We start from the raw sequence: 20140 nt of genomic DNA on the forward strand, positions 1-20140 counted from the left end.
AACCCCCCACCCGACCGTACGAGGAGAACCATGAACCCGCTGAAACGTCTCGGCCGCCGCCGAGCCTCGGTGTTACCCCTGCTGGCCGTGGCCGCCCTGGTGACGCCAGGGGCCGCGACCGCCGCTCCCGACGACGTCCGTGCCTCCACGCTGGGCGCCCAGGCCGCCCAGTCGGGGCGGTACTTCGGGACCGCCGTGGCCGCCGGCAGACTCGGTGACGGCACGTACTCGACCATCCTGGACCGCGAGTTCAACTCGGTCACAGCCGAGAACGAGATGAAGTGGGACACCACCGAGCGCGCACGCGGCTCGTTCAACTTCGGCCCCGGCGATCAGATCGCCAACCGCGCGGCGGCCCGAGGGCAGCGCCTGCGCGGCCACACCCTGGTGTGGCACCAGCAACTGCCCGGCTGGGTCAGCTCCATCGGGGACGCGAACACGCTGCGCGGTGTCATGAACAACCACATCACCACGGTGATGAACCACTACAAGGGCCGCGTCCACTCCTGGGACGTGGTCAACGAGGCCTTCGCCGACGGCGGCAGTGGCCAGCACCGCTCCTCGGTGTTCCAGAACCTGCTGGGCGACGGCTTCATCGAGCAGGCCTTCCGCACCGCGCGGACGGCCGACCCCGCCGCCAAGCTCTGCTACAACGACTACAACATCGAGAACTGGAACGACGCCAAGACGCAGGGCGTCTACCGCATGGTGCGCGACTTCAAGGCGCGGGGCGTGCCCATCGACTGCGTCGGCCTGCAGTCCCACTTCGGGGCCGGCGGCCCGCCGTCGAACTTCCAGACGACGCTGTCGAGTTTCGCGGCGCTCGGCGTCGACGTACAGATCACCGAACTCGACATCGCGCAGGCACCGGCGACGGCCTACGCGAACACGGTGCGGGCCTGTATGAACGTGGCACGCTGCACCGGCATCACCGTCTGGGGCATCCGGGACAGCGACTCCTGGCGCAGCGGTGAGAACCCCCTGCTGTTCGACCGCAACGGCAACAAGAAAGCGGCCTTCCAGTCGACCCTGACCGCGCTGGGCGGCAGCGCGGCGGCACAGCGGGCGGACACCCGTTCGGCCGGGTCCGCCGCCGCGCTCCCCTCCACCTTCCGCTGGAACTCGAGCGGATCGCTGATCGGGCCGAAGTCGGATGCTACCCACCAGATCGCCGGGATCAAGGACCCGTCGGTCGTCTACTACAACGGCAAATACCACGTGTTCGCCAGCACCGCGAACGCCTCCGGGTACAACCTGGTCTATCTGAACTTCACCGACTGGTCCCAGGCCGGTTCGGCCACGCACCACTACCTGGACCGCACCGCCATCGGCGCCGGGTACCGGGCCGCGCCGCAGGTGTTCTACAACGCGCCGCAGCGCCTGTGGTACCTCGTCTACCAGACGGGCAACGCCTCGTACTCCACCAACTCCGACATCAGCAACCCCAACGGGTGGAGCGCCCCGCGCAACTTCTACTCGTCGATGCCCGAGATCATCCGGCAGAACATCGGCAACGGTTACTGGGTCGACATGTGGGTGATCTGCGACAGCGCCAACTGCTACCTGTTCTCCTCCGACGACAACGGGCATCTGTACCGCTCCCAGACGACCGTCGGCCAGTTCCCGAACGGCTTCACCAACACCGTCATCGCCGCGCAGGACTCCAAGTACGCCCTGTTCGAAGCGAGCAACGTGTACAAGGTGCAGGGCAGCAACCAGTACCTCCTCCTCGTCGAGGCCATCGCCTCGGACGGCCGGCGCTACTTCCGCTCCTGGACCGCGAGCAGTCTCGCCGGTTCCTGGACACCGCTGGCCGCCTCGGAGAGCAACCCGTTCGCCAAGTCGGGCAACGTGACGTTCCCCGGCGGCACTTGGACCCGGGACATCAGTCACGGCGAGATGATCCGCGCGGGCTACGACCAGACGCTCACCATCCCGGCCTGCAGGCTGCAGTACCTGTACCAGGGCAAGGACCCCAACGCGGGCGGTGACTACAACAGTCTGCCGTGGCGCCTGGGTCTCCTCACCCAGACCAACTCGACCTGCTGACACCGGCAGCAGCCGAGCGACCGCGCGAGCGTGAACGGGGCGCTCCCGCGGTCGCCTGCGCTTGTCTGCGATCGCAGGCAGAAGCCCGTGACCGCACCGAACGCAGCGCCCTGTGACCACAGCCGCCAGGTGTCTCCAGCGCATCGCGCTGACCTGCGTCTTTGTCGACTGGCTACAGCAGACCGCGACCTCACACCAACCCAGCAAACCGTCAACCACGCGCTGTCGGCAGCACGCGCCGACCGCCCCCTGGCCTTCACGGCAACGCCTGACCCTCAGCTGCTACCAGAGTCTGAACTCAGGGCCCTGCTTCAAGGAGGCCGTCCTGATGACTACTGGCCGCGGTGGCGGTCGGCAGACGCCGGGCGGCGAACGCGCGGCGACGTCGCATCCACCCGTCCCGTGGTGGCGGGGGTCAAGCCCTGCGCTGCTGCCCAAGCGCGCAGTGCCGCTTCGGCTTCCTCGCGGGACTGGGGGCCGCGGTCGACGTGGAGTTGCTGGAGGTGGCGGATGGCCGCCCCTATCGTCCGGCCTCGCGGCAGGCCGAGCAGAGTCATGATCTCCTTGCCGTTGAGGGGCACCGGGACGCCGGGGAGCCGCTCAGAGAAGGCACGCTCGGCTGCGCCACGCTCCTCGGACTCGCGCTTGGTCTGCTCTCTCGCGTGCCACTCGTCGTAGTCGGCCACGTCGCAGGCCTGCAGAGCGGCCCGGCACCAGTCCTCCTCGTCCCGCCCCTGGCCGAGGCCCACTTCCACGAACAGGTCGCGGTAGTCCGGCGCGCCGGAGCTGACCAACGCCACACCGAGCCGGGCGAGCGCAGCGTTGATCGGCCAGTCCTCACGCGGACCGCTGAATTCCGAGGTGTGCACCGGCCCCCATTCCAGTACACCGGCCCGCCACAGGGCGGCGGTCTGATCCCCCTCGCCGCCCCAGAAGTCCGCACGCACATGAGCCACCGGTCCACTCAGTGAGAGATCACAAAGCATTCCCGGCAGGTCACCGCAGAGCGCCGTGGAAATGGGCAGCAACCCCATACGTTGCCTGAGCGGGGCGACCACCGCACCCGGCACTCCTTCGGCCCAGCTTCGCAAGCGGTCGAAATCACCTACGACAGCGTCGAGTCGGTACGACATCTGCGTAGAGTAGCCGCGCACCCGAGACGCCGGCCGCACATGTCCACTTGCCCTGGGGGCATCGTCCGCTCCCGTGCTTGTTGTGGCAGTCGACGCTTCAGGTTTGGGAGCTGTGAACCTGCCAGGGTGAAGGAGTGACGTCGACATGACAGAGTCGGTTCCCGGGTCGACAGTGGCCACATCCGCTGATGTCGCGCAAGCTCGGGCGGAGATTGGGCTGAGCCTGCCGGCTTCGCTGGTGGCGTTGTGGAAGGTGACGGACGGTTTGATGACTGATGCTGGCGTATCCGTGTACTCAGCCAGGTGCATCGGCGAACGCAACACCACTTACGAAGTCGCGCAGTACGCACCGGGTTTCATTCTCATCGGCGACGACAGTGGTGGCCGCGGTTTCCTCCTGCGTGCCGACGATCCGGGCTCCGCCGTGTTCGCCTCAGATCTGGGCGACCTGGGTCCTGAGGAATTCGACGTAGAGTCCGTGGACTTCACGTCCTGGATCGAATCGCTTTGTTCCGACCCCTTTTGTTGACACGAGAGGCATTTTCGGGTTCGGGGAGCCCGCGTTGCCGTGATGGACCGGAAGGCACTCCCGAAGGGCCACCTCCTGATTTGTCCTCGACGGTCACCACCAGAGACGGCGACCACGGCGGGCGGTGCGGACCGACCCTCGACGGAGAATCCTCGAAGTCGCCCGCCTTCTCGCAGTCGAGCAATCGCTGAAGCGGCGCTTCAGCTTCGGTGCGGGGAGATCGGCCCGGTGAAGAACGCGGCCTCGAATCCGAAGCAGACCATCAATCCTCCTGGTGCCACCGCCAGAGCGCCGATGGTTTCCGGAAACGTGAGCGGGATACCGATCTCCTCGCGGGTGATGAGGTCCCACAGCCGCACCGTGCGGTCGTCGCCGCCACTGACCGCGACAGGCCGGCCATGGACCAGGGCGGTGGCGAGCACGGTCACAGTGCCGGTGTGTCCGGTCAGCGCGGGGAGGAGTTCCCCGCCGTCGGAGAGATCCCACAGCCGCACCGTGCCGTCCTCGCCGCTGCTTACGGCGACAGTCCGGCCGGCCACAGCGGCGACTGCCACCGCATCGACCCGGCCCGTGTGACCGGTCAGAGGCGCTCCGATCTGCCGGCCGGTCCTCAAATCCCATACCCGTACGGTTCTGTCCTGGCCGCCGGAGACGGCGACAAGCCCGCCGTCGAGCATCGGGATGGCCACCGCCTGCACGAACCCGTCGTGTCCGGCGAGGGGATCACCAATCTGGTGACCCGTCGCCAGGTCCCAGCGCCGCAGCTCACCCGAGTGACCGTCGTCGAAGCCGCCGGTGACGGCGAGCGGGCGGCCGTCGAGGACCGCGGTGGCCAGCGTATGCGCCTGCGGGATGCCGACCAGCGGCGCACCCACCGGTTCGCCGGTGTTCAGGTCCCAGCGGCGTACGGTCCCGCTCGGCGCCCCCCACGGAACTGATCGCCGGCCGATAGTGACCGCTGTCGGGTGTCCGTTCACCGTTGCCGTGGCGACGGCGTGGACAGCCTCCGCACTTTCGGCGTCCGTGACGAGCGGGGTTCCGTTCGGCCGGCCCGTGTTCAGGTCCCAACGGTGCACCTCCCCGTTGTCGCACCCTGTGAGGGCGACCGGGGGCCGTCGACCTCCGTGATCACCGTGCTCCTGACCGTGCCGAAGTGTCCGCTGACCGGGGCCCCCGCGAGCGGCTGGGGCGACAGATCCCACAGGCGCACCGTCCCGTCCTCCATAGCGGTGACCGCGACAGGGCGACCTTCCACGACGGTCGCGGCGAGCGCGCCCGCGTCACGGGCGGTGAACGATTCCACCACGGGGTGCCCGGTGGCCAGGTCCCACACGCACACCGTGCCGCCGTCGAGGATGGCGACCACGGTCGGACGGCCGTCCAGCATCGTCACGTCGAGGTCCTCGACCCAATGCCGGGTACGTCCTGCCAGTACCTCCCCGATGGGTTGCTGGGTGCCGAGATCCCAGCGCCGCACGGTGCCGTCATAGCTGCCGGTGACGGCGACCGGACGGCCGTCGAGGGTCGTGGTCTCCATCACGGTCAGGCCCTCGGTGTGACCGATGAGCGGCTCGCCGACAGGGTGCCCCGTAGCGAGGTCCCACAGCCGCGCCTCCCTGTCGCCGCTGCTCCCGGTGATCAGGACCGGGCGGCCCTCCAGCATCGCCGTTGCCAGATGCACGGCCCCCGTGTGACCTGTGGGGATCGAATTGACGTGACGACCCGTCTTCAGGTCGTGAACCGCCGCGACAGGGAAGTCCTGGCAGACGTCTGTGTCGCTGTCGTCGGTCTGGACGGTGGACACCACGACCGGGCAACCATCGAGCACCGCGCAGGCCAGGGAGTTGAGGTAGATCCCTCCCGGATACCACATCCCTTCGGGGAGCGAATCCGGTCCGGAGAGGATCCCGGGGCAGGACACGGTGTCGACCCGGCCGATCGGTTGACCGTCCGCCAAGTCCCATACCTGGATGGTGTTCCCGTAGGTACCGGTGACCACAACGGGCCGGCCGTCCAGTTCGGTCGTGGTGAGCACCCACACGTCCTCCGCGAGGGGCGACCACAGGTGGATCTGCTCACCGGTCGTGAGATCCCAGGCCCGCACGGAGGACTCCCCGTAGCCGCCGGTCACCGCGAGGGCACGGCCGTCCCGCGTCGTCGCGGTCGCCACGGCCGACAGCCCTTCCTGGTGGCCGGTCAACGTGGCGAGGAAACGGGGTGACGTCTCCGAACCGGTCGCCCACGCCACTTTCCAGTCGTGGCCACCGTCGCCCGGCAGCGGTACGGAGGCGATGCGAGCCGCCAACTCGGGCGCCCCGTAGCGGGCGGCGTCGAGGGCCAGCAGATCGCGGCGTACCCGAGCGTCGGCGTCACGGTGCAGATGTGACGACTCCCGGTACACCGCCGCCGTCAACCGGCCGGTCCGTCCCGGAGCCACATCCAGCAACGCCTGCACCCGCGCTGGATCGGCGTGCACCAGGAACCCGTGATCGACCGACCCCACCTCCGTAACGACAGAATCAGCCTCGGAGACATCAGGAGTCGGACCGTCAGACATGGTCGCACTGTAAAGGAGCCCACTGACACGCGGTCCGACAGGCCCATGTGAAGCACTGCTCCGAGCAGGAGCCCTGCGGGTGCGGGACGACCAGGACATCCTGGTCCAGGACGGCGACATCGCGTGGATCGGCCCACCGGGCACCCACAGATGCCTGTGGCGGCGAAGGCGGGGAACTGGGTCGTGCGTATGGGCGCGCGCCAGGCCGGGTACGGCAAAGGGCCCGATCCGTCGAGGATCCCGGCGTCGGCAGGTGTCCCGCCGACCGGCCGGAGGTGGCCCTGGCCGCCACCCACCCCCTCCACCAGGTCGCCTTCAACTCCGGTGAGCTGGTGACACTGCGGACCTCGGACAGGACGGTGCTGCGGCGGCAGCGACTGGATGTCGGCGGTTTGCCCGTGGTTACGCTGTCGCGCGCGCTCGTCCTGCCCTGGGCGACTGCTTGATCGGCACAGCGGATGGCCGGGCTCGATCCTCGAGACTGCGGCGCCCACGCTGCCGAGATCAGTCAACGAGGCACCCGCCACCAGCAAGGAGAAGACGTACATGCCCCTTGAGGAAAGGCGCACTTGGGCACTGCTGAGGCAACTCGACGACCCGGAGCACCTGGAGTTTCCGCGCGGTTACGACCACGCGGCCACACGAGCACTGTTTGAGCAGCTCGCGTCCCGTCTGGGCCGGCGGTTCCAGTGCGCGTGCTCCGTCGATCGGGGCGTCGAGGACGCAAGCCACCACGGAACGATCGTGATCCCACACGGCTCGACCGTCAGCGGGGAGCACATCACGGTGACCGTCAGCAACTTCGGGAACCTGGCCGCTGTCACACTCGGCACCCCTGGAAGTTACGACGAGGGAGAGGACAACATCCTCTTCGAGAAGGCCGACCAGCAACGCATCGACGACGAACTCGAAGCACTCGGCTACATCTCCGTTTCCGAGCACCTGCTCTGGACCCCGTACGACGGCGTCAGCGAGCTCGGACCGCAATGCTCCAAGTACCCCCCGAGGTGGTGGACCCGATTCTTCGACTACTTGTGACAAGAAGGCGTCGCCCGGCCGAACAGCCGTCCTGACGGTTCCGTCGGCCTACTTCATCTCAGTTGAGGAAGAGTGCCGCAAGCCGTGGGAGGCGGCGCCTCATCTCCTCTTCGTCTTCGGGGTCCCGGTTCCATTCCTCACCCAGCAACTGCTCCGGACGCGCCATGCCGCTCAGCGCAGTCTCGACTGCTGTATCGAGCGAGTCGGTCTCCCCCTGGACCCTCAGGTATGCATCCGAGATCAAATAGCTCACAGACTCGTAGCCGATCCAGCCGCCTTCCCCACGGCTCATGCGGGTTACCGTAGGCAACTCGGCAAGAGAGTCGGGATTTTTCACCGCACGGCTGAATGTGTCCCGACCGAGAAGGGCCAGCCCGCCACGGAAGTCCATGAAGCCGTCATTCGTACAGCTGCCCTCAATCAAATAGGCGGCCATACACAACGAATGTCGATAGGCCGAATCCTTCACCTCGACGTACTTGACGTAAAAGTCAATGATCTCGGCCGGCTCCAGTGCGGCAAGGACACCGACCAGCGCCTCAGGCAGTGGATCATCTGGCAGTTCGCGATCGTCGGCGCGGTCACCGACCGCGGCCCGAGCACTGCCGACAAAACCCCACCACTCCTCTATGTCCATGGCAGTGATCATAACCAGCCGACAATCACACACCTTTCTGTCTCTGTTTCTGTTTCTCACGGTTGCGGCACGGGACGGGGCATGCCCGTGGACGCCGTCGATCACGGCTCAACGTGTGTCAACCGCTACCGGCCGGATCAACTTGACGGGCTCGTCGCCCGGCTCGTTCCGGAATCCGTCGGCACCACACGAGGTGTACGGCCCCATGAGCCGTGTACCGGCAGTGCTGGCCAGGTACCACCGGCCGCCGACCAGTGCCAGGGCCTGGTACGGATCCCAGGGATCGACATCGACGAGGGATGGATCGACTCCGCACAAGACGTCCGCGCCGAACCGTTCTCCGATGTGTTCCGCGAGGCGCAGGTCAGGGTAGGGCCCGAGGTCACACTCATACGCATGCACCACAAGACCGAGCGGCCAGGCCGGATCCTCGGTGGGCTCCAGACCTGCCCACAGGCTTCCCATGTCGTCCGGGACGTCGGCTCCGGGGGGCTGCACGACCAACTGCAGGCCGGGCGGGGTCAATGCCACGAACGCGGCAACCACCTCGGCAACGGTGAGTGGCCGTGACACGGTGATACTGAACATGATCGTCACCCAACCACGCCTGGCAACCGTCACGAGCGTGAGGGCGGGATCGAAGAGGTTGCTGTGCGGCGGTGAGGCGTGGACGTGCAGAAATTCGGGTGCCGGGTCCGGGTCCCACTTACCCAGGATGAATGTGAGTTGATCGAGTCCTTAGAGGCAGTCACGGCTGCAGCAGGTGTGCCCTCCGAGCATGAGGGTGCGTATGGATATGGATGTCAGGGCGTTGCAGGCGTGGTTCACCGCCCTGTTGCCGGTCCGGTGACAGGGCGGTGTTCAACTCCGACAGGCGCCGCGAGCCCGGTCAGATCCCATACTCGTACAGTCCTGTCGTTACTGCCGGTGACGGCGACGGGCCGACCGTCCACTACGGCCGTCGCCGCTCCCCCGACCATGCCCTTGTGACCTTCCAGGTCGCCGATGGGCCGGCCGGTGACCGGGTCCCAGATCCGTACCGTCCCGTCCGCGCTGCCGGCCAGGACAACGAGACGGCTTCCCTCCACCGCTGTCGTCAACGCTGTCACCGGGGAGCGCGCGTCCAGGGGCTCGCCCGCGGGCTGACCGGTGGCCAGGTCCCATACTCGTACCGTCCCGTCGAGGTCACCGGTGACGGCGATGGCACGACCGTCGACCACGGCTGCCGCCGCGGCGCGTACCTCGTTGGCGTGGCCGGTGAAAGGCTCACCGCTCTGCGGCCGGTCCGACAGGTCCCATACTCGTACGGTCCCGTCGTTGCTGCCGGTGACGGCGACGGGCCGACCGTCCACCACGACTGTCGCCACTGCCTCGACCCAGTCGGTGTGGCCTGCCAGGGGCTCACCGAGCTGTTCCCGGCCGGCCAGGTCCCATACCCGTACCAGGCCATCGGCATGACCGGTGACGGCAACGGGGCGCCTGCCCACCACAGTTGTGGCCACGGCGCACATGCGGCCGATGCCTTGGTCCAACGGTTCACCCAGATGTCGGCCCGTGGCCAGGTCCCACATCTGTATGAGGTCGCTGCCGCCACCGGATATGGCGACGGGCCGACCCTCAACTGCGGCTGTGGCCACAGACCACACTTCGCCGTTGCAGATCAAGCCGTTGTGACCGACCAGGGGGCCGCCCACCGGACGGCCGTCGCTGAGGTCCCAGATGCGGACCGTCTCGTCGTGGCTGCGGCTGACAGCGACGGGCCGACCGTTCACCACGGCGGTCGCCACCGACCAGACGCCGTGTTCGTGACCGGTGAGGGTGGACCGGAGTCGGGATGTCGTGTGAGCACGCGAGCCATCGGACATGGACAAGATGGTAGGAGTGCCATTTCTCGCAGCCGAAGCTGCCTCACCCCGACGACGCCCCACCCCCGGCCGGCGCTGCGGGGCCACCGCCTGCCGACAGAGATGGCGCGCGCCCGAGAATGCGCCTGGGCCTGCGGCCGGTCGCGAGGAACACGTGACCGGCAGTCGGAGTACGGCAACTTCCGCAGGTGAGTGGCCTGAGCCCTGTGCAAGGATCTCGAGCCATGAATGAAATGCGTTTCTGGGCCCTCATCGCATCCTTCGACTGGGAACGAACCGGTGATGACGAGGCGGTGCTCGCTCCTGCCTCACGGGTGCTTCGAGGACTGTCACCAGAGGAGATCCTCGCGTTCGAGGACCTGCTTGCCGCCAAGCTCTACGCACTGGACACGCGAGAGCACGCTCGTTGGTGCTATCAGGGAGAGGCAGATCCGGACAATGGAGATGACTACATCTCCGCTGACGACTTTTTGTACCGGCGTTGCGTGGTGGTAGCGAACGGCAGGGAGTTCTACGAGGGGGTACTCGCGGATCCCTCACATTTCCCGACCGGGATGGAATTCGAGTCTCTCCTGTACCTCGCCGGCAATGCTTACGAGGCCCGGACCGGAGCGCCGCACGACCAGCTCACGAGCGTGTCCTGGGAAAGCTTCAGCAACACCGAGGGATGGCAGCCCGCCCAGAGCACGACGGCAGGACGCTACACCGGGCCCGGGGTACCGCCGTTGAACCGCCGGCCTGCAGGTGAGTGAGACGCTGTCGCCGTGACGGAACGGAAGACCTTTCAGACGCATCTGCGGCAGGCCGCCACCGACATCTTGGAGCGCGTCCCCGAGCAGCTGAAACCTGAGATATATGTCCTGGCCTTCAACATCTGGCGGGTCGACGCCGACAACCGCCACCCGTACGTGGACATCGGCTACAACACGGAGAGCCAGTACGAGGAGGAGATGCGCCGGGACTACTGCGACCCCTGGGAGGCGCGCTGGAACCCGGCCTTCTGGATTCTCGCGGGCTTTGACAAGCTCGGCAACGTCCCTGAGGACCCGGCCGGCGGCCCGCTCTACGAGGAGGAGGCCAGGAAGCTCGGCATCTGGTACGACGGCGAGTTCGATCTCGCTCGGATGCTGGAGGACGACGGGCTTCGCGCCAAGTCCGGCCTCCTCGAACTCCACTTCCACGACGCCGTTGTCAACCTCGCCCGTCACCTCCACGCGAGCGACACCGTCGAGAGGATCTTCGGACGTCCACTGCCCGTGGTCGTGTTCGACATGGACTGCCCGGGCTGGGAGGAAGAGGCCACCAAGGCCGCCAACCCTGACGAATTGATTGAGGACTTCTTGGCGTGGTCGAGTTGATTCAGCCGCTCCCCGGACGCCGCAAGATACGGATGTCAGACCGGCGGGCGCATGGCCCCACTGCCGCTACGACACCTGGTGCCGCTACCCGCCGGTGTCGACGAACCGCTGGATGCGAGCAGCAAGGGCATCGGTGGCGATGGGCGGACCGATGGGTTCGCGTTGCTGTCCCCCCAGAGCTTGTGCGGGCAGAAGGTTCGTAAGGCATTCGACGACGTCGACGAAGTGGGCGACCAGGCCCGAGCTGTCCGGTTCAGGGTCGTAGTGCAGTCGCAGGCCTTCGAACGGTCCCGCATGGTGGTGCACGACAGATCCCCGCGCCAGGGGATACAGCCGGATGACCGGCTCGTCCGTGCCTTCGTCAAGGACCGCGAAGTAGTCATCGACTCACCCTCCCCATCCATCACGGCAACCTTTGCCTGCTTCATGCGCCTCTGAGCGGAAGCCCTGAACGCTCGCGCAGAGATTCGAGTGCGTCAGGGGCCACTGCCCCGATGCGCAGTGTCGAGCTGTTGAAGGAATAGTGAGCCACTGTGCGGCTCGAGCTGTCGACAAAGCCCAGCCAGTGACCACCTTGGTGCATCGCGCGAGACCCGAGGTAGTCCAGCAGTGGCTCGACAGCCTCCAATTGATCCTCGCGTAGCCGACACGTGGCTTGGTAAGGAAGCGCTCTGACCGCCTGCCTGCCGGCGACATGGAGCAGGAAGGCCGACAGCCGCCGGGCTTCGCTGTACCACTTCTTGCCCGGCTCGGCCCGCCCGTGGACCCTGGGGTCGGGCCGGCCGACGTCGTCCGGGCGCACGCTCCACCGCGTGGGCCACTGGTTCTCTCCGCAGAAGACCAGGTGTCCGTCCTCAATGCTCAGGTGCCTGGGGGCACTCAGCCGGAACGTGTGCTCGTGACCGCCCGTACCCATCAGCTCCGGGTGCCTGCCCGCCGCGGCGTAGTAGTCACGCAAGGCCTCCGGCAGGCTGATCCCCAAGCGGTTCTCGGCAGCCGTGATCTCGTCGTCATCGCATCCGCAGTTCGGGGTCCAGGCACCGAACGTGATCGACATGAGGTCCCGGAGCGACTCCTTGATCACCGCAGGCCCCCTTCCGAGTCCCGGGCAGGCCAAACGTCGGCTTCGCCCACGACTCCTCCGGCCCCCTCCGACCAGCCATGACCACGTACAGACATGACCGGAATGGTAGACAGCCGCGAACGCCGGCCCACCTCTCACAGCTCGGCTACCGCACTTTTCCGTGGCGGGTTACGTAGTTCTACTGACGCCGCACCGGCTGCACCGGCTGCATCCGGGCTTCCGGACTGCCCCGTTCGCCGCGGGCGCACGGGCGGCTGTCACTCCGCGCGGCAGTGCCCCTCAGCGCCGTACCCTCGGCATCCCCAGCCCGATCCACGAGATGATCTCCCGCTGGATCTCGTTGTTGCCGCCCCCGAAGGTGAAGATCACCGCGGAGCGGTACCCGCGTTCCAGTTCGCCGTGGAGTATCTCGCCGGCCGAGCCCTCCTTCAGGGTGCCCGGGGCGGCGACGATCTCCAGGAGCCAGGCGTAGGCCTCGCGGCGGGCCTCGGAGCCGTACACCTTGACCGCGGAGGCGTCCTGCGGGGTCAGGGTGCCCTCCTGGACGGCGTTCACCATCTGCCAGTTGAGGAGTTTCATCGCGTCGAGCCTGGTGTGGATCTGGGCCAGGCGCCTGCGGACCCACGGCAGGTCGACGACGCGGCGGCCGTCGGCGAGTTTGGTCTCCATCGCCCAGCGCTGCACGTCGTGCAGGGAGCGGATGGCCATCGTGCCGTGTGCGGCGAGGGTGACGCGCTCGTGGTTGAGCTGGTTGGTGATCAGCCGCCAGCCCTGGTTCTCCTCGCCGACGCGGTGGGCGACGGGGACCCGGACGTTCTCGTAGTAGCTGGCGGTGGTGTCGTGCGAGGCGAGGGTGCGGATGAGGGTGCAGGAGTAGCCGGGGTCGGTGGTCGGCATGAGCAGCATGGTGATGCCCTTGTGCGGTGGGGCGTCCGGATCCGTGCGCACGGCGAGCCACACCCAGTCGGCGGTGTCGCCGTTCGTCGTCCAGATCTTCTGCCCGTTGACGACGTACGAGTCGCCGTCCCGTACCGCCCGCGTCTTCAGGGCGGCCAGGTCGGTGCCCGCCTCGGGCTCGCTGTAGCCGATCGCGAAGTCGATCTCGCCGGAGAGGATCTTGGGCAGGAAGTACGCCTTCTGTTCGTCGCTGCCGTACCGCATGATCGTCGGGCCGACGGTGTTGAGCGCCATGAGCGGCAGCGGTACGCCCGCCTGGGCGGCCTCGTCGAAGAAGATGAACTGTTCCATCGGGGTCAGCCCGCGCCCCCCGTACTCCTGCGGCCAGCCGACGCCGAGCCAGCGGTCTGCGCCGAGGCGGCGGATGGTCTCGCGGTAGAAGCGCTTCTGGGCGGCCGGGTCGCTGAACCGCGAGTAGGCGCGGTCCGGCACCAACTCGGCGAAGTAGGCGCGCAGTTCGGTACGCAGTCGCTGCTGCTCGGGCGTGTATTCGAGATGCACGGCGCCTCCTGCTGGCTCCCCAAGGCCGGACCTGTCGGCGCACACGGTAGAACGTGTTCCAGAAATTGGGAATGGCGGTGCGCGTACGGGTACCGCTACGGGTGCGGGTACCGCTACGGGTGCGGACGCGCCGAAGGGGGCCCCAGATGTCCGGGACCCCCTTGAGGCGGAGTGGCGAACCGGTCAGTGGGCCACCGGTGTCGCCTTCGGTTCGGTGCCGCTCGCGCCGACGGCCGCCGCGGCCCTCGGAGTGAGCAGCCGCTCCGCCATCAGCCCGAAGACCAGGCCGAACGCGGTCCACATCGTCGCCTGGATGCCGAGGGTGGCCACCCGGTACCGCCAGAGCAGGCTGGCGGAGAACCCTTCCGGTACCTCGTTGGTGAACGACGGCAGGAACGCGTAGGCGAGTCCGACGGCCAGGACGAAGAACGCGCTCGCGGCAAGGGTCGCGTTCCAGTTGCCCAGGCGCGGCGCGAGGCGTTTGCCCAGGATGACCGCACCGACGGCCAGCAGCACGCTCAGCGCGACCATCAGGAAGAACAGCGCGGTCCGCTGGTTGAGGGTGTCGGGGTCGCCGACGGCGGGCGGGTTGGCCGGGTACTTGAGGAACGGCACGACGTACACGGCGAGCAGGCCGGCCCCCGCCAGGAGCAGCGCGGTCGCGCGCGGCCCGAAGCGGCCGATCCGGCCGAGCGCGAAGCAGTACGCGAGGGCCGCGATACCGCCGAACGCGACGCCGTACACGAGGACTCCGGTCCCCAGGCCCACGGTGGACTGCAACGCACGGGAGACGAGGGCCTGTTCGGCGTGCCCGTGGTGGGCCTCGTGCATCTCCTCGAACGCGATCGCGTCATCGACGAGCGGCTCGGCGAGGAAGTACGCGACGACCCAGACGAGCACACCGGCCACCAGGCCCGCGAGCATGCCGCGGACCAGGAGGTTTCTGACGGTTGTGGAGTTCATGAGCTCGTACGTTTCCCTGTCCTCGTCAGTGGCAGGGGAAGCCGAGCAGGTGACGGGCGTCGTGCACCCATTCGTGCACGCCCTCGCCGGAGATCAGGGAGGTGGCGCCCTGTTCGGCGCCGACGAAGTAGAGCAGCACCAGCATCAGCACGCCGAAGAAGACCGCCCAGGGGGCGATCGCGCCGATCGGCAGCTTCTCGGGTACGGCGGTGGGTGCAGCGGTCGGCTGAACTGCGGACTGTGCCATGACAGGACCTCCTGTGGGAACTCGCGTCCCGTATCGGTGGTGCAGAGGACGACAGTCACGGGTCTGACTTCCCCCGGGCCGCACCAGGCGGGTGCGTACGGGGCTTACAGTGGCGCGACCGTGCCGGATTCCCACCGGCTTCCGTCGAACCGTCGTCAATATCGACGAGAACGTACCGCGAAGCGGGGGCGCGGCCAAGGGCGCGTGGGATCGCGTACGGTGCGCGATGCCCCGTACGGCACCTCAAGTTCCGTACATGACAACGACATTGGGGCAGAATGAGCGCGGGAGCGACCGGATGACGAGCCGAGTGATGTTGATCTCACCGGCGATCAGCGCGGCCCTGCGGGAGGCCCGTTTCGACGACGACTGCCCGCTGGACGCGTCGGGTCTGCGGCTGGCCCGGGCGGCGGCGGGGACGCTCCCGCCGGTCTCCCGGGTCTGGGTCTCCCCCACCGCACGCTGCCGTGAGACGGCTCTGGCGCTGGGCCTCGACAGCGGGTCACCAGAGGGGCCCGGCGGCCTGGACGTGGGTCGCTGGCGCGGCGCGAGTCTCACCGAGGTGACGGAGAAGGAACCGGAGGCGCTGGCCCAGTGGCTGACGGACCCCCAGTCGGCCCCGCACGGCGGCGAGTCGGTGCACGCGCTGTGCGACCGGGTCCTGCGCTGGCTCGACGACTCGGCGGCCCAGGTCGCCGGCCGGTCGGTCGCGGTCGTCGAGCCGGAGGTCGTACGGGCCGCGACGGTACGGGCGTTGGGGGCGCCCGAGTCGGCGTTCTGGCGGATCGACGTTCCGCCGCTGACGGCAACGGAGTTGAGCGGCCGGGCGGGACGCTGGAACGTGCGGGTGGGGTGGCGACTCGGGGCGCCGGACGAGGAGTAGGGGGCGACAGTCCCCAGGAGTGAAGAGCTACTCGCCCTCTGGCCCGGAGTCCGGCGTCTTGAGCGTCCAGGCGAAGTCCGCGCATGCCTGTGCGCACTCCCGGCACGCCTTCGCCGCGTCCTCGCCGCCGGGGTAGTCGTCGAAGACCTGCGCGGTTTCCAGGCAGACCGTGCCGCACCACTCCAGCTGGACGCGGAGGGAAGCCTCGTCCAGGTCCGCCTGTTCCGAGAGCAGTCGGCACGTCGCGTCGCACACCTCCGCGCAGAGGATGCCCTTGCGGCGCGCGAGGGCCTCGGGGGCGGGCCCGTCCGGGGACGCGAGGCTCGCGCGCAGGGCGCACGCCCGCGCACACTCGGTGCACGCCTGGGCGCAGACGAAGCGGTCCTCAAGGAAGCGGAAGAGCTCCTGTTGCGAAGTAGTAGGGGTCACATCGGTCGGGTTGCCTCGGCTCGGCCCGCCAAACCTCCGCCTCAGCTGTCGTAGTCGACCGTGAGCGTCTCCGAGACGGGGAACGTCTGGCAGGTCAGGACGTAGCCGGCGGCGACCTCTGCGGGTTCGAGGGCGTAGTTGCGGCGCATGTCCGCCTCTCCCGAGGTGACCAGCGCCCGGCAGGTGCCGCAGACGCCGCCCTTGCAGGCGAACGGCAGGTCCGGGCGGGTCCGCGCGGCGCCGTCCAGGACGGTCGCCTCCCGAGACAGGGCGGTCGTGGTGGAACGGCCGTCGAGGGTGATCGTGACGCGGCTCACCGGGCCCTTCACCACCTCGTCCGTGTGCTCAACCTGGCGGAGCGGCTGGTCGTCGGCGTAGAAGAGCTCCTGGTGGACACGGTCCACGGGGACGCCCAGCTCCGTCAGCAGCTCCTGGGCGTCGCGGACCATGCCGTGCGGTCCGCACAGCCACCAGTGGTCGGTGCCCGGGACGTCGACGAGACCGGCGAGCAGCGCGGCGAGCCGTTCGGCGTCCAGGCGCCCGGACAGCAGGTCGGCCTCGCGCGGCTCGCGCGACAGTACGTGCCCCAGCTGGAAGCGCGTACGGTACAGATCCTTCAGGTCCGCCAGTTCGTCGGCGAACATCACGGTGTCCGTACGCCGGTTGCCGTACAGGAGGGTGACCTGTGAACGGTCGTCGGCGGCCAGGACGGACTCGGCGATCGACATCATCGGGGTGATCCCGGAACCGGCGGCGATCAGGACATGGCGGCCGGGTGCCGTCAGGTCGGGGGTGAAGGCGCCCGTCGGTGTCATCACGTCGAGCACGTCACCCGGGCGCACACCGTCGACCAGCCAGGACGAGAACAGTCCTCCGGGCACCACCCGTACGCCGATGCGGGGCTGTTCGCCGACGGGGGCGCAGATCGAGTACGACCGCCGCTCCTCGCGCCCCTCGAACTCCCGGCGCAGGGTGAGCGACTGCCCCGGCGTGAAGGCGTACTCGGCGGCCAGGTCCGACGGCACCTCGAAGGCGACCGTGACGGCGTCCGCGCACAGCCGGCGTACGTCGGCGACCTTCAGGGCGTGGAAGACAGGGCGGCGCCGCACAGCGGGCGGGGCGGTGGTCGGCGGGACGGTCGGGGTGATGGGCGCGGCCATCAGATCTCCTTGACGTACTCGAACGGCTCGCGGCACGCGCGACAGCGCCACAGGGCCTTGCAGGACGTGGCGGCGAAACGGGAGGTCTCCTCGGTGTCCGCCGAGCCGCATCGGGGGCAGGGCACGGTGCGCCGGGTGGGCAGCAGGGAGAGGGAGACCGGGCCGCGCGGGGCGGGGCCGGGAGGGGCGATGCCGTGCTCGGCGAGCTTGCGGCGGCCCGCCGAGGTGATCCAGTCGCTGGTCCACGGGGGGTCGAGAACCGTACGGACGCGCACGCGCGCGTACCCCGCGGCCCGCAGCCGAGCGGCGACGGCGGCGCGCATCTCCGCCATCGCCGGGCAGCCCGAGTAGGTGGGGGTCAGACTCGCCACCACTGTCCCGTCCCCGGTCACCTCCACGTCCCGCAGGACGCCGAGGTCGGCCAGGGTCAGCATGGGCAGCTCGGGGTCCGGTACCCGCTCGGCGATGTTGCGGGCGCGCCGGACCTCATCGATCCCGGTCACAGTCGTCCCGGATCCGGTTCCGGTTCCGGTTGCGTTCATGGTCACCATGTCGCCTCCGGGTGGGCGCGGGCCACGCTCTGCAACTCGGCGAGCAGCGGGGCAAGATGCTCGGTGTGCTGTCCCTCGCGGCCGGCGCCGCGCGCCGGTGGGACGGCCGGCATGGGCAGCCCGGCGACCGCGGTGACCTGCCGCAGCACCTCGAGGACCTCGCCCCGGACGTCGTACGCCGTGAACAACTCGCTCAGATGCGGGGCGACTTCGTCCAGGGCGGTGCGCATCCGCCGGTGGGACTCTTCGGTGCCGTCGCCGAGGCGGACGGCCCATTCGGCCGCGTACTGCCGGTGGTACGTCAGCTCCTTGACCGCCTTCGCGGCGATCGCGGCGAGCACCGGGTCGCGGTGCGCGGCGAGCCGTTCGAGATGGGCGAGCCGCCAGCTGGACAGCACCAGCAGCCGCGTGATCGAGAACGCGAAGTCCCCGATGGGCAGTTCGGCCAGGCGTACGTTGCGGAAGTCCGCAGGGTCCCGGAAGTAGGCGTACGCGTCCTCGTCGCGCCCGGTGCCGTCGACCTGGCCGGCGCGCGCGTACAGCAGCCGGGCCTGGCCGAGGAGGTCGAGGCCGATGTTGGCGAGGGCGACCTCCTCCTCCAGCTCGGGGGCGCGGGTGCACCACTGGGCCAGCCGTTGGGCCGACACCAGTGCGTCGTCGGCGAGTTCGACGCAGGTCGCGGCCAGCTCGCCGGCGTCGACGCCGTCCGGCAGGGTGGTGTCGACGCCGTACAGGGGGTCCTCGAACCCGGTGCCGAAGGCCCAGCGGGCGTCACTGCCGTCGTCGTGGCCCTCGGCGAGGGAGAGATAGACGTGGTCGTCGTGATGGCTGTCGTCTTCCATGGCGTGCTCGGTGTCGCTCATTTCCGTGCTCCTCCCCTCGGCTAGATGTGCGGGACGTCGGCGGGGATGTCGTAGAAGGTCGGGTGGCGGTAGACCTTGTCGGCGCTGGGGGCGAAGAAGGGATCCTTCTCGTCGCGCGAGGAGGCCGCTATGTGCTCGGAGCGCACCACCCAGATGCTCACGCCTTCATTGCGCCGTGTGTACAGGTCGCGCGCGTGGGTGAGTGCCATCCGGTCGTCGGCCGCGTGCAGCGAGCCGACGTGTACGTGGTTCAGCCCGCGCTTGCCGCGCACGAACACCTCGTAGAGGGGCCACTCGGCCGACAGGTTGTCGCTGCTGCTCATGCCGCTGTCTCCTTCGCGGCCCGCGCGCGCTGCTTGGCGGCGTGGGCGGTGGCTGCCTCGCGCACCCAGGCACCTTCCTCGTGGGCGGTGCGACGTCGTGCGATCCGTTCGGTGTTGCGGGGGCCGTCGCCCTTGATGACGCGCATCAGTTCGTCCCAGTCGGGGGTGCCGAAGTCGTGGTGTCCGCGCTCCTCGTTCCAGCGCAGCTCCGGGTCGGGCAGGGTCACGCCGAGCTTTTCCGCCTGGGGGACGGTCATGTCGACGAAGCGCGTGCGCAGTTCGTCGTTGGTGTGCCGCTTGATCTTCCAGGCCATGGACTGCGCGGAGTTGGGTGAGGAGTCGTCGGGCGGGCCGAACATCATCAGCGAGGGCCACCACCAGCGGTCGACGGCGTCCTGGACCATGGCGCGCTGTTCCTCCGTACCGCGCATCATCGTCATCAGCAGCTCGTAGCCCTGCCGCTGGTGGAAGGACTCCTCCTTACAGACGCGGACCATCGCACGCGCGTACGGACCGTACGAGCTGCGGCACAGGGGCACCTGGTTGCAGATCGCCGCGCCGTCCACGAACCAGCCGATCACGCCGACGTCGGCGAAGCTGAGCGTCGGGTAGTTGAAGATCGACGAGTACTTCTGGCGGCCCTCGATGAGCCGCTCGGTGAGGTCCGCGCGGTCGGCGCCGAGTGTCTCGGCGGCCGAGTAGAGGTACAGGCCGTGTCCGGCCTCGTCCTGGACCTTCGCGAAGAGGATCGCCTTGCGGCGCAGCGAGGGCGCGCGCGTGATCCACTCGCCCTCCGGCTGCATGCCGATGATCTCCGAGTGCGCGTGCTGGGCGATCTGCCGGACCAGCGTCTTCCGGTAGCCCTCGGGCATCCAGTCGCGCGGCTCGATCCGGTGATCCCGCGCGATCGTCGCCTCGAAGTGCTTCTCGAGCAGTGCGTCGCCGTCCGACCCGGCACCGTCCGTGTCCGAGGCGGCGGTGTGTGTCGTCGTCATCGATTACCCACTCCCCAA

At 68.6% G+C, this 20140-nt stretch carries 23 protein-coding genes and 1 riboswitch; of the genes, 7 read left to right on the forward strand and 16 right to left on the reverse strand.

Annotated features, from left to right (window positions below; all coding sequences use genetic code 11):
- Positions 1-30: 30 nt before the first annotated feature.
- Positions 31-2049 (forward strand): non-reducing end alpha-L-arabinofuranosidase family hydrolase, encoded by a 2019-nt coding sequence (locus ABZ855_RS30290; RefSeq protein WP_360812195.1) that lies wholly within the window; start codon positions 31-33, stop codon positions 2047-2049.
- Positions 2050-2381: 332 nt separating this feature from the next.
- Here the strand turns inward: ABZ855_RS30290 and ABZ855_RS30295 are convergent, their stop codons facing one another.
- Positions 2382-3005 (reverse strand): hypothetical protein, encoded by a 624-nt coding sequence (locus ABZ855_RS30295; RefSeq protein ID WP_360812197.1) that lies wholly within the window; start codon positions 3003-3005, stop codon positions 2382-2384.
- Between the two features lie 322 nt (positions 3006-3327).
- Between ABZ855_RS30295 and ABZ855_RS30300 the strand changes: the two genes are divergently transcribed.
- On the forward strand, positions 3328-3711 hold the full coding sequence (locus ABZ855_RS30300; protein WP_360812199.1) for an SMI1/KNR4 family protein: 384 nt from the start codon (positions 3328-3330) through the stop codon (positions 3709-3711).
- A 200-nt stretch (positions 3712-3911) separates the two neighbouring features.
- Here ABZ855_RS30300 and ABZ855_RS30305 read toward each other — a convergent pair whose 3' ends face one another.
- Both ABZ855_RS30305 and ABZ855_RS30310 read right to left on the reverse strand, forming a co-directional pair.
- A complete protein-coding gene (locus tag ABZ855_RS30305; protein ID WP_360812201.1) occupies positions 3912-4787 on the reverse strand; it encodes a hypothetical protein in 876 nt (291 codons plus the stop codon).
- A complete protein-coding gene (locus ABZ855_RS30310; protein WP_360812203.1) occupies positions 4769-6268 on the reverse strand; it encodes a hypothetical protein in 1500 nt (499 codons plus the stop codon). Before ABZ855_RS30310 ends, ABZ855_RS30305 begins: the two co-directional genes overlap by 19 nt.
- 546 nt (positions 6269-6814) lie before the next feature.
- On the opposite strand from ABZ855_RS30310, the gene ABZ855_RS30315 reads away from it, so the two are divergent.
- Positions 6815-7306: a hypothetical protein gene (locus ABZ855_RS30315; RefSeq protein WP_360812205.1), complete on the forward strand. Its 492-nt coding sequence runs from the start codon at positions 6815-6817 to the stop codon at positions 7304-7306.
- 58 nt (positions 7307-7364) lie between these two features.
- Here ABZ855_RS30315 and ABZ855_RS30320 read toward each other — a convergent pair whose 3' ends face one another.
- The 3 genes from ABZ855_RS30320 to ABZ855_RS30330 form a co-directional block, all read right to left on the reverse strand.
- Positions 7365-7943, reverse strand: a complete 579-nt coding sequence (locus ABZ855_RS30320) for a DUF4240 domain-containing protein (RefSeq protein WP_360812207.1) — start codon at positions 7941-7943, stop codon at positions 7365-7367.
- Positions 7944-8051: 108 nt separating this feature from the next.
- Positions 8052-8540: a hypothetical protein gene (locus tag ABZ855_RS30325; RefSeq protein ID WP_360812209.1), complete on the reverse strand. Its 489-nt coding sequence runs from the start codon at positions 8538-8540 to the stop codon at positions 8052-8054.
- A 227-nt stretch (positions 8541-8767) separates the two neighbouring features.
- Entirely contained in the window at positions 8768-9808 is a 1041-nt protein-coding gene (locus ABZ855_RS30330; RefSeq protein ID WP_360812211.1) for a WD40 repeat domain-containing protein, read from the reverse strand.
- A gap of 224 nt (positions 9809-10032) precedes the next feature.
- Between ABZ855_RS30330 and ABZ855_RS30335 the strand changes: the two genes are divergently transcribed.
- Genes ABZ855_RS30335 through ABZ855_RS30345 form a run of 3 tightly spaced genes read left to right on the forward strand, consistent with a single transcriptional unit; the run spans position 10033 to position 11604 of the window.
- A complete protein-coding gene (locus ABZ855_RS30335) occupies positions 10033-10560 on the forward strand; it encodes a DUF4240 domain-containing protein (protein WP_360812213.1) in 528 nt (175 codons plus the stop codon).
- A 12-nt stretch (positions 10561-10572) separates the two neighbouring features.
- Positions 10573-11166, forward strand: coding sequence for a hypothetical protein (locus ABZ855_RS30340; RefSeq protein ID WP_360812215.1), 594 nt, complete (start codon positions 10573-10575; stop codon positions 11164-11166).
- A 51-nt stretch (positions 11167-11217) separates the two neighbouring features.
- Entirely contained in the window at positions 11218-11604 is a 387-nt protein-coding gene (locus tag ABZ855_RS30345; protein WP_360812217.1) for a hypothetical protein, read from the forward strand.
- Here the strand turns inward: ABZ855_RS30345 and ABZ855_RS30350 are convergent.
- From ABZ855_RS30350 to ABZ855_RS30365, 4 genes are all read right to left on the reverse strand, one after another.
- A complete protein-coding gene (locus tag ABZ855_RS30350; RefSeq protein WP_360812219.1) occupies positions 11591-12250 on the reverse strand; it encodes an SMI1/KNR4 family protein in 660 nt (219 codons plus the stop codon). The genes ABZ855_RS30345 and ABZ855_RS30350 overlap by 14 nt on opposite strands.
- Positions 12251-12529: 279 nt before the next feature.
- Positions 12530-13708 carry an acyl-CoA dehydrogenase family protein gene (locus ABZ855_RS30355; protein ID WP_360812221.1) on the reverse strand — a complete coding sequence of 393 codons (1179 nt, stop codon included), beginning with the start codon at positions 13706-13708 and terminating at the stop codon, positions 12530-12532.
- Positions 13709-13891: 183 nt separating this feature from the next.
- The gene (locus tag ABZ855_RS30360) at positions 13892-14671 is read right to left on the reverse strand and encodes a CbtA family protein (RefSeq protein WP_360812223.1); all 780 of its coding nucleotides are present in this window, start codon (positions 14669-14671) and stop codon (positions 13892-13894) included.
- A 25-nt stretch (positions 14672-14696) separates the two neighbouring features.
- Positions 14697-14918 carry a CbtB-domain containing protein gene (locus ABZ855_RS30365; protein ID WP_319202697.1) on the reverse strand — a complete coding sequence of 74 codons (222 nt, stop codon included), beginning with the start codon at positions 14916-14918 and terminating at the stop codon, positions 14697-14699.
- Positions 14919-14979: 61 nt separating this feature from the next.
- A riboswitch (cobalamin riboswitch) is annotated at positions 14980-15061 on the reverse strand.
- A gap of 155 nt (positions 15062-15216) precedes the next feature.
- On the opposite strand from ABZ855_RS30365, the gene ABZ855_RS30370 reads away from it, so the two are divergent.
- Positions 15217-15801: a histidine phosphatase family protein gene (locus ABZ855_RS30370; RefSeq protein ID WP_360812225.1), complete on the forward strand. Its 585-nt coding sequence runs from the start codon at positions 15217-15219 to the stop codon at positions 15799-15801.
- A gap of 27 nt (positions 15802-15828) precedes the next feature.
- Here ABZ855_RS30370 and ABZ855_RS30375 read toward each other — a convergent pair whose 3' ends face one another.
- The 6 genes from ABZ855_RS30375 to paaA are packed head-to-tail and all read right to left on the reverse strand — an operon-like array spanning position 15829 to position 20122.
- The gene (locus tag ABZ855_RS30375; RefSeq protein ID WP_360812227.1) at positions 15829-16230 is read right to left on the reverse strand and encodes a ferredoxin; all 402 of its coding nucleotides are present in this window, start codon (positions 16228-16230) and stop codon (positions 15829-15831) included.
- 41 nt (positions 16231-16271) lie between these two features.
- Positions 16272-17390 (reverse strand): 1,2-phenylacetyl-CoA epoxidase subunit PaaE, encoded by a 1119-nt coding sequence (paaE, locus tag ABZ855_RS30380; protein WP_360812229.1) that lies wholly within the window; start codon positions 17388-17390, stop codon positions 16272-16274.
- Positions 17390-17932: a 1,2-phenylacetyl-CoA epoxidase subunit PaaD gene (gene paaD, locus ABZ855_RS30385; RefSeq protein ID WP_360812231.1), complete on the reverse strand. Its 543-nt coding sequence runs from the start codon at positions 17930-17932 to the stop codon at positions 17390-17392. The genes paaE and paaD overlap by 1 nt, the downstream gene beginning before the upstream one ends.
- A 2-nt stretch (positions 17933-17934) precedes the next feature.
- The gene (gene paaC, locus ABZ855_RS30390) at positions 17935-18804 is read right to left on the reverse strand and encodes a 1,2-phenylacetyl-CoA epoxidase subunit PaaC (protein WP_360812233.1); all 870 of its coding nucleotides are present in this window, start codon (positions 18802-18804) and stop codon (positions 17935-17937) included.
- Positions 18805-18824: 20 nt separating this feature from the next.
- A complete protein-coding gene (gene paaB, locus ABZ855_RS30395) occupies positions 18825-19127 on the reverse strand; it encodes a 1,2-phenylacetyl-CoA epoxidase subunit PaaB (RefSeq protein ID WP_360812235.1) in 303 nt (100 codons plus the stop codon).
- Entirely contained in the window at positions 19124-20122 is a 999-nt protein-coding gene (gene paaA, locus ABZ855_RS30400; protein WP_360812237.1) for a 1,2-phenylacetyl-CoA epoxidase subunit PaaA, read from the reverse strand. The genes paaB and paaA overlap by 4 nt, the downstream gene beginning before the upstream one ends.
- Positions 20123-20140: the final 18 nt, after the last annotated feature.

Origin of the sequence: Streptomyces sp. NPDC047042, from assembly GCF_040644035.1 — a bacterium.
Taxonomy (GTDB): Bacteria; Actinomycetota; Actinomycetes; order Streptomycetales; family Streptomycetaceae; genus Streptomyces.

What these genes read in the sequence shown, in the direction of transcription:
- ABZ855_RS30290 (WP_360812195.1), top strand. Translation starts at nt 31, where the DNA reads ATGAACCCGCTGAAACGTCTCGGCCGCCGCCGAGCCTCGGTGTTACCC.
- ABZ855_RS30300 (WP_360812199.1), top strand. Translation starts at nt 3,328, where the DNA reads ATGACAGAGTCGGTTCCCGGGTCGACAGTGGCCACATCCGCTGATGTC.
- ABZ855_RS30310 (WP_360812203.1), bottom strand. Translation starts at nt 6,268, where the DNA reads ATGTCTGACGGTCCGACTCCTGATGTCTCCGAGGCTGATTCTGTCGTT.
- ABZ855_RS30315 (WP_360812205.1), top strand. Translation starts at nt 6,815, where the DNA reads ATGCCCCTTGAGGAAAGGCGCACTTGGGCACTGCTGAGGCAACTCGAC.
- ABZ855_RS30320 (WP_360812207.1), bottom strand. Translation starts at nt 7,943, where the DNA reads ATGGACATAGAGGAGTGGTGGGGTTTTGTCGGCAGTGCTCGGGCCGCG.
- ABZ855_RS30330 (WP_360812211.1), bottom strand. Translation starts at nt 9,808, where the DNA reads ATGTCCGATGGCTCGCGTGCTCACACGACATCCCGACTCCGGTCCACC.
- ABZ855_RS30335 (WP_360812213.1), top strand. Translation starts at nt 10,033, where the DNA reads ATGAATGAAATGCGTTTCTGGGCCCTCATCGCATCCTTCGACTGGGAA.
- ABZ855_RS30345 (WP_360812217.1), top strand. Translation starts at nt 11,218, where the DNA reads ATGGCCCCACTGCCGCTACGACACCTGGTGCCGCTACCCGCCGGTGTC.
- ABZ855_RS30360 (WP_360812223.1), bottom strand. Translation starts at nt 14,671, where the DNA reads ATGAACTCCACAACCGTCAGAAACCTCCTGGTCCGCGGCATGCTCGCG.
- ABZ855_RS30365 (WP_319202697.1), bottom strand. Translation starts at nt 14,918, where the DNA reads ATGGCACAGTCCGCAGTTCAGCCGACCGCTGCACCCACCGCCGTACCC.
- ABZ855_RS30370 (WP_360812225.1), top strand. Translation starts at nt 15,217, where the DNA reads ATGACGAGCCGAGTGATGTTGATCTCACCGGCGATCAGCGCGGCCCTG.
- paaE (WP_360812229.1), bottom strand. Translation starts at nt 17,390, where the DNA reads ATGGCCGCGCCCATCACCCCGACCGTCCCGCCGACCACCGCCCCGCCC.
- paaD (WP_360812231.1), bottom strand. Translation starts at nt 17,932, where the DNA reads ATGAACGCAACCGGAACCGGAACCGGATCCGGGACGACTGTGACCGGG.
- paaC (WP_360812233.1), bottom strand. Translation starts at nt 18,804, where the DNA reads ATGAGCGACACCGAGCACGCCATGGAAGACGACAGCCATCACGACGAC.
- paaB (WP_360812235.1), bottom strand. Translation starts at nt 19,127, where the DNA reads ATGAGCAGCAGCGACAACCTGTCGGCCGAGTGGCCCCTCTACGAGGTG.
- paaA (WP_360812237.1), bottom strand. Translation starts at nt 20,122, where the DNA reads ATGACGACGACACACACCGCCGCCTCGGACACGGACGGTGCCGGGTCG.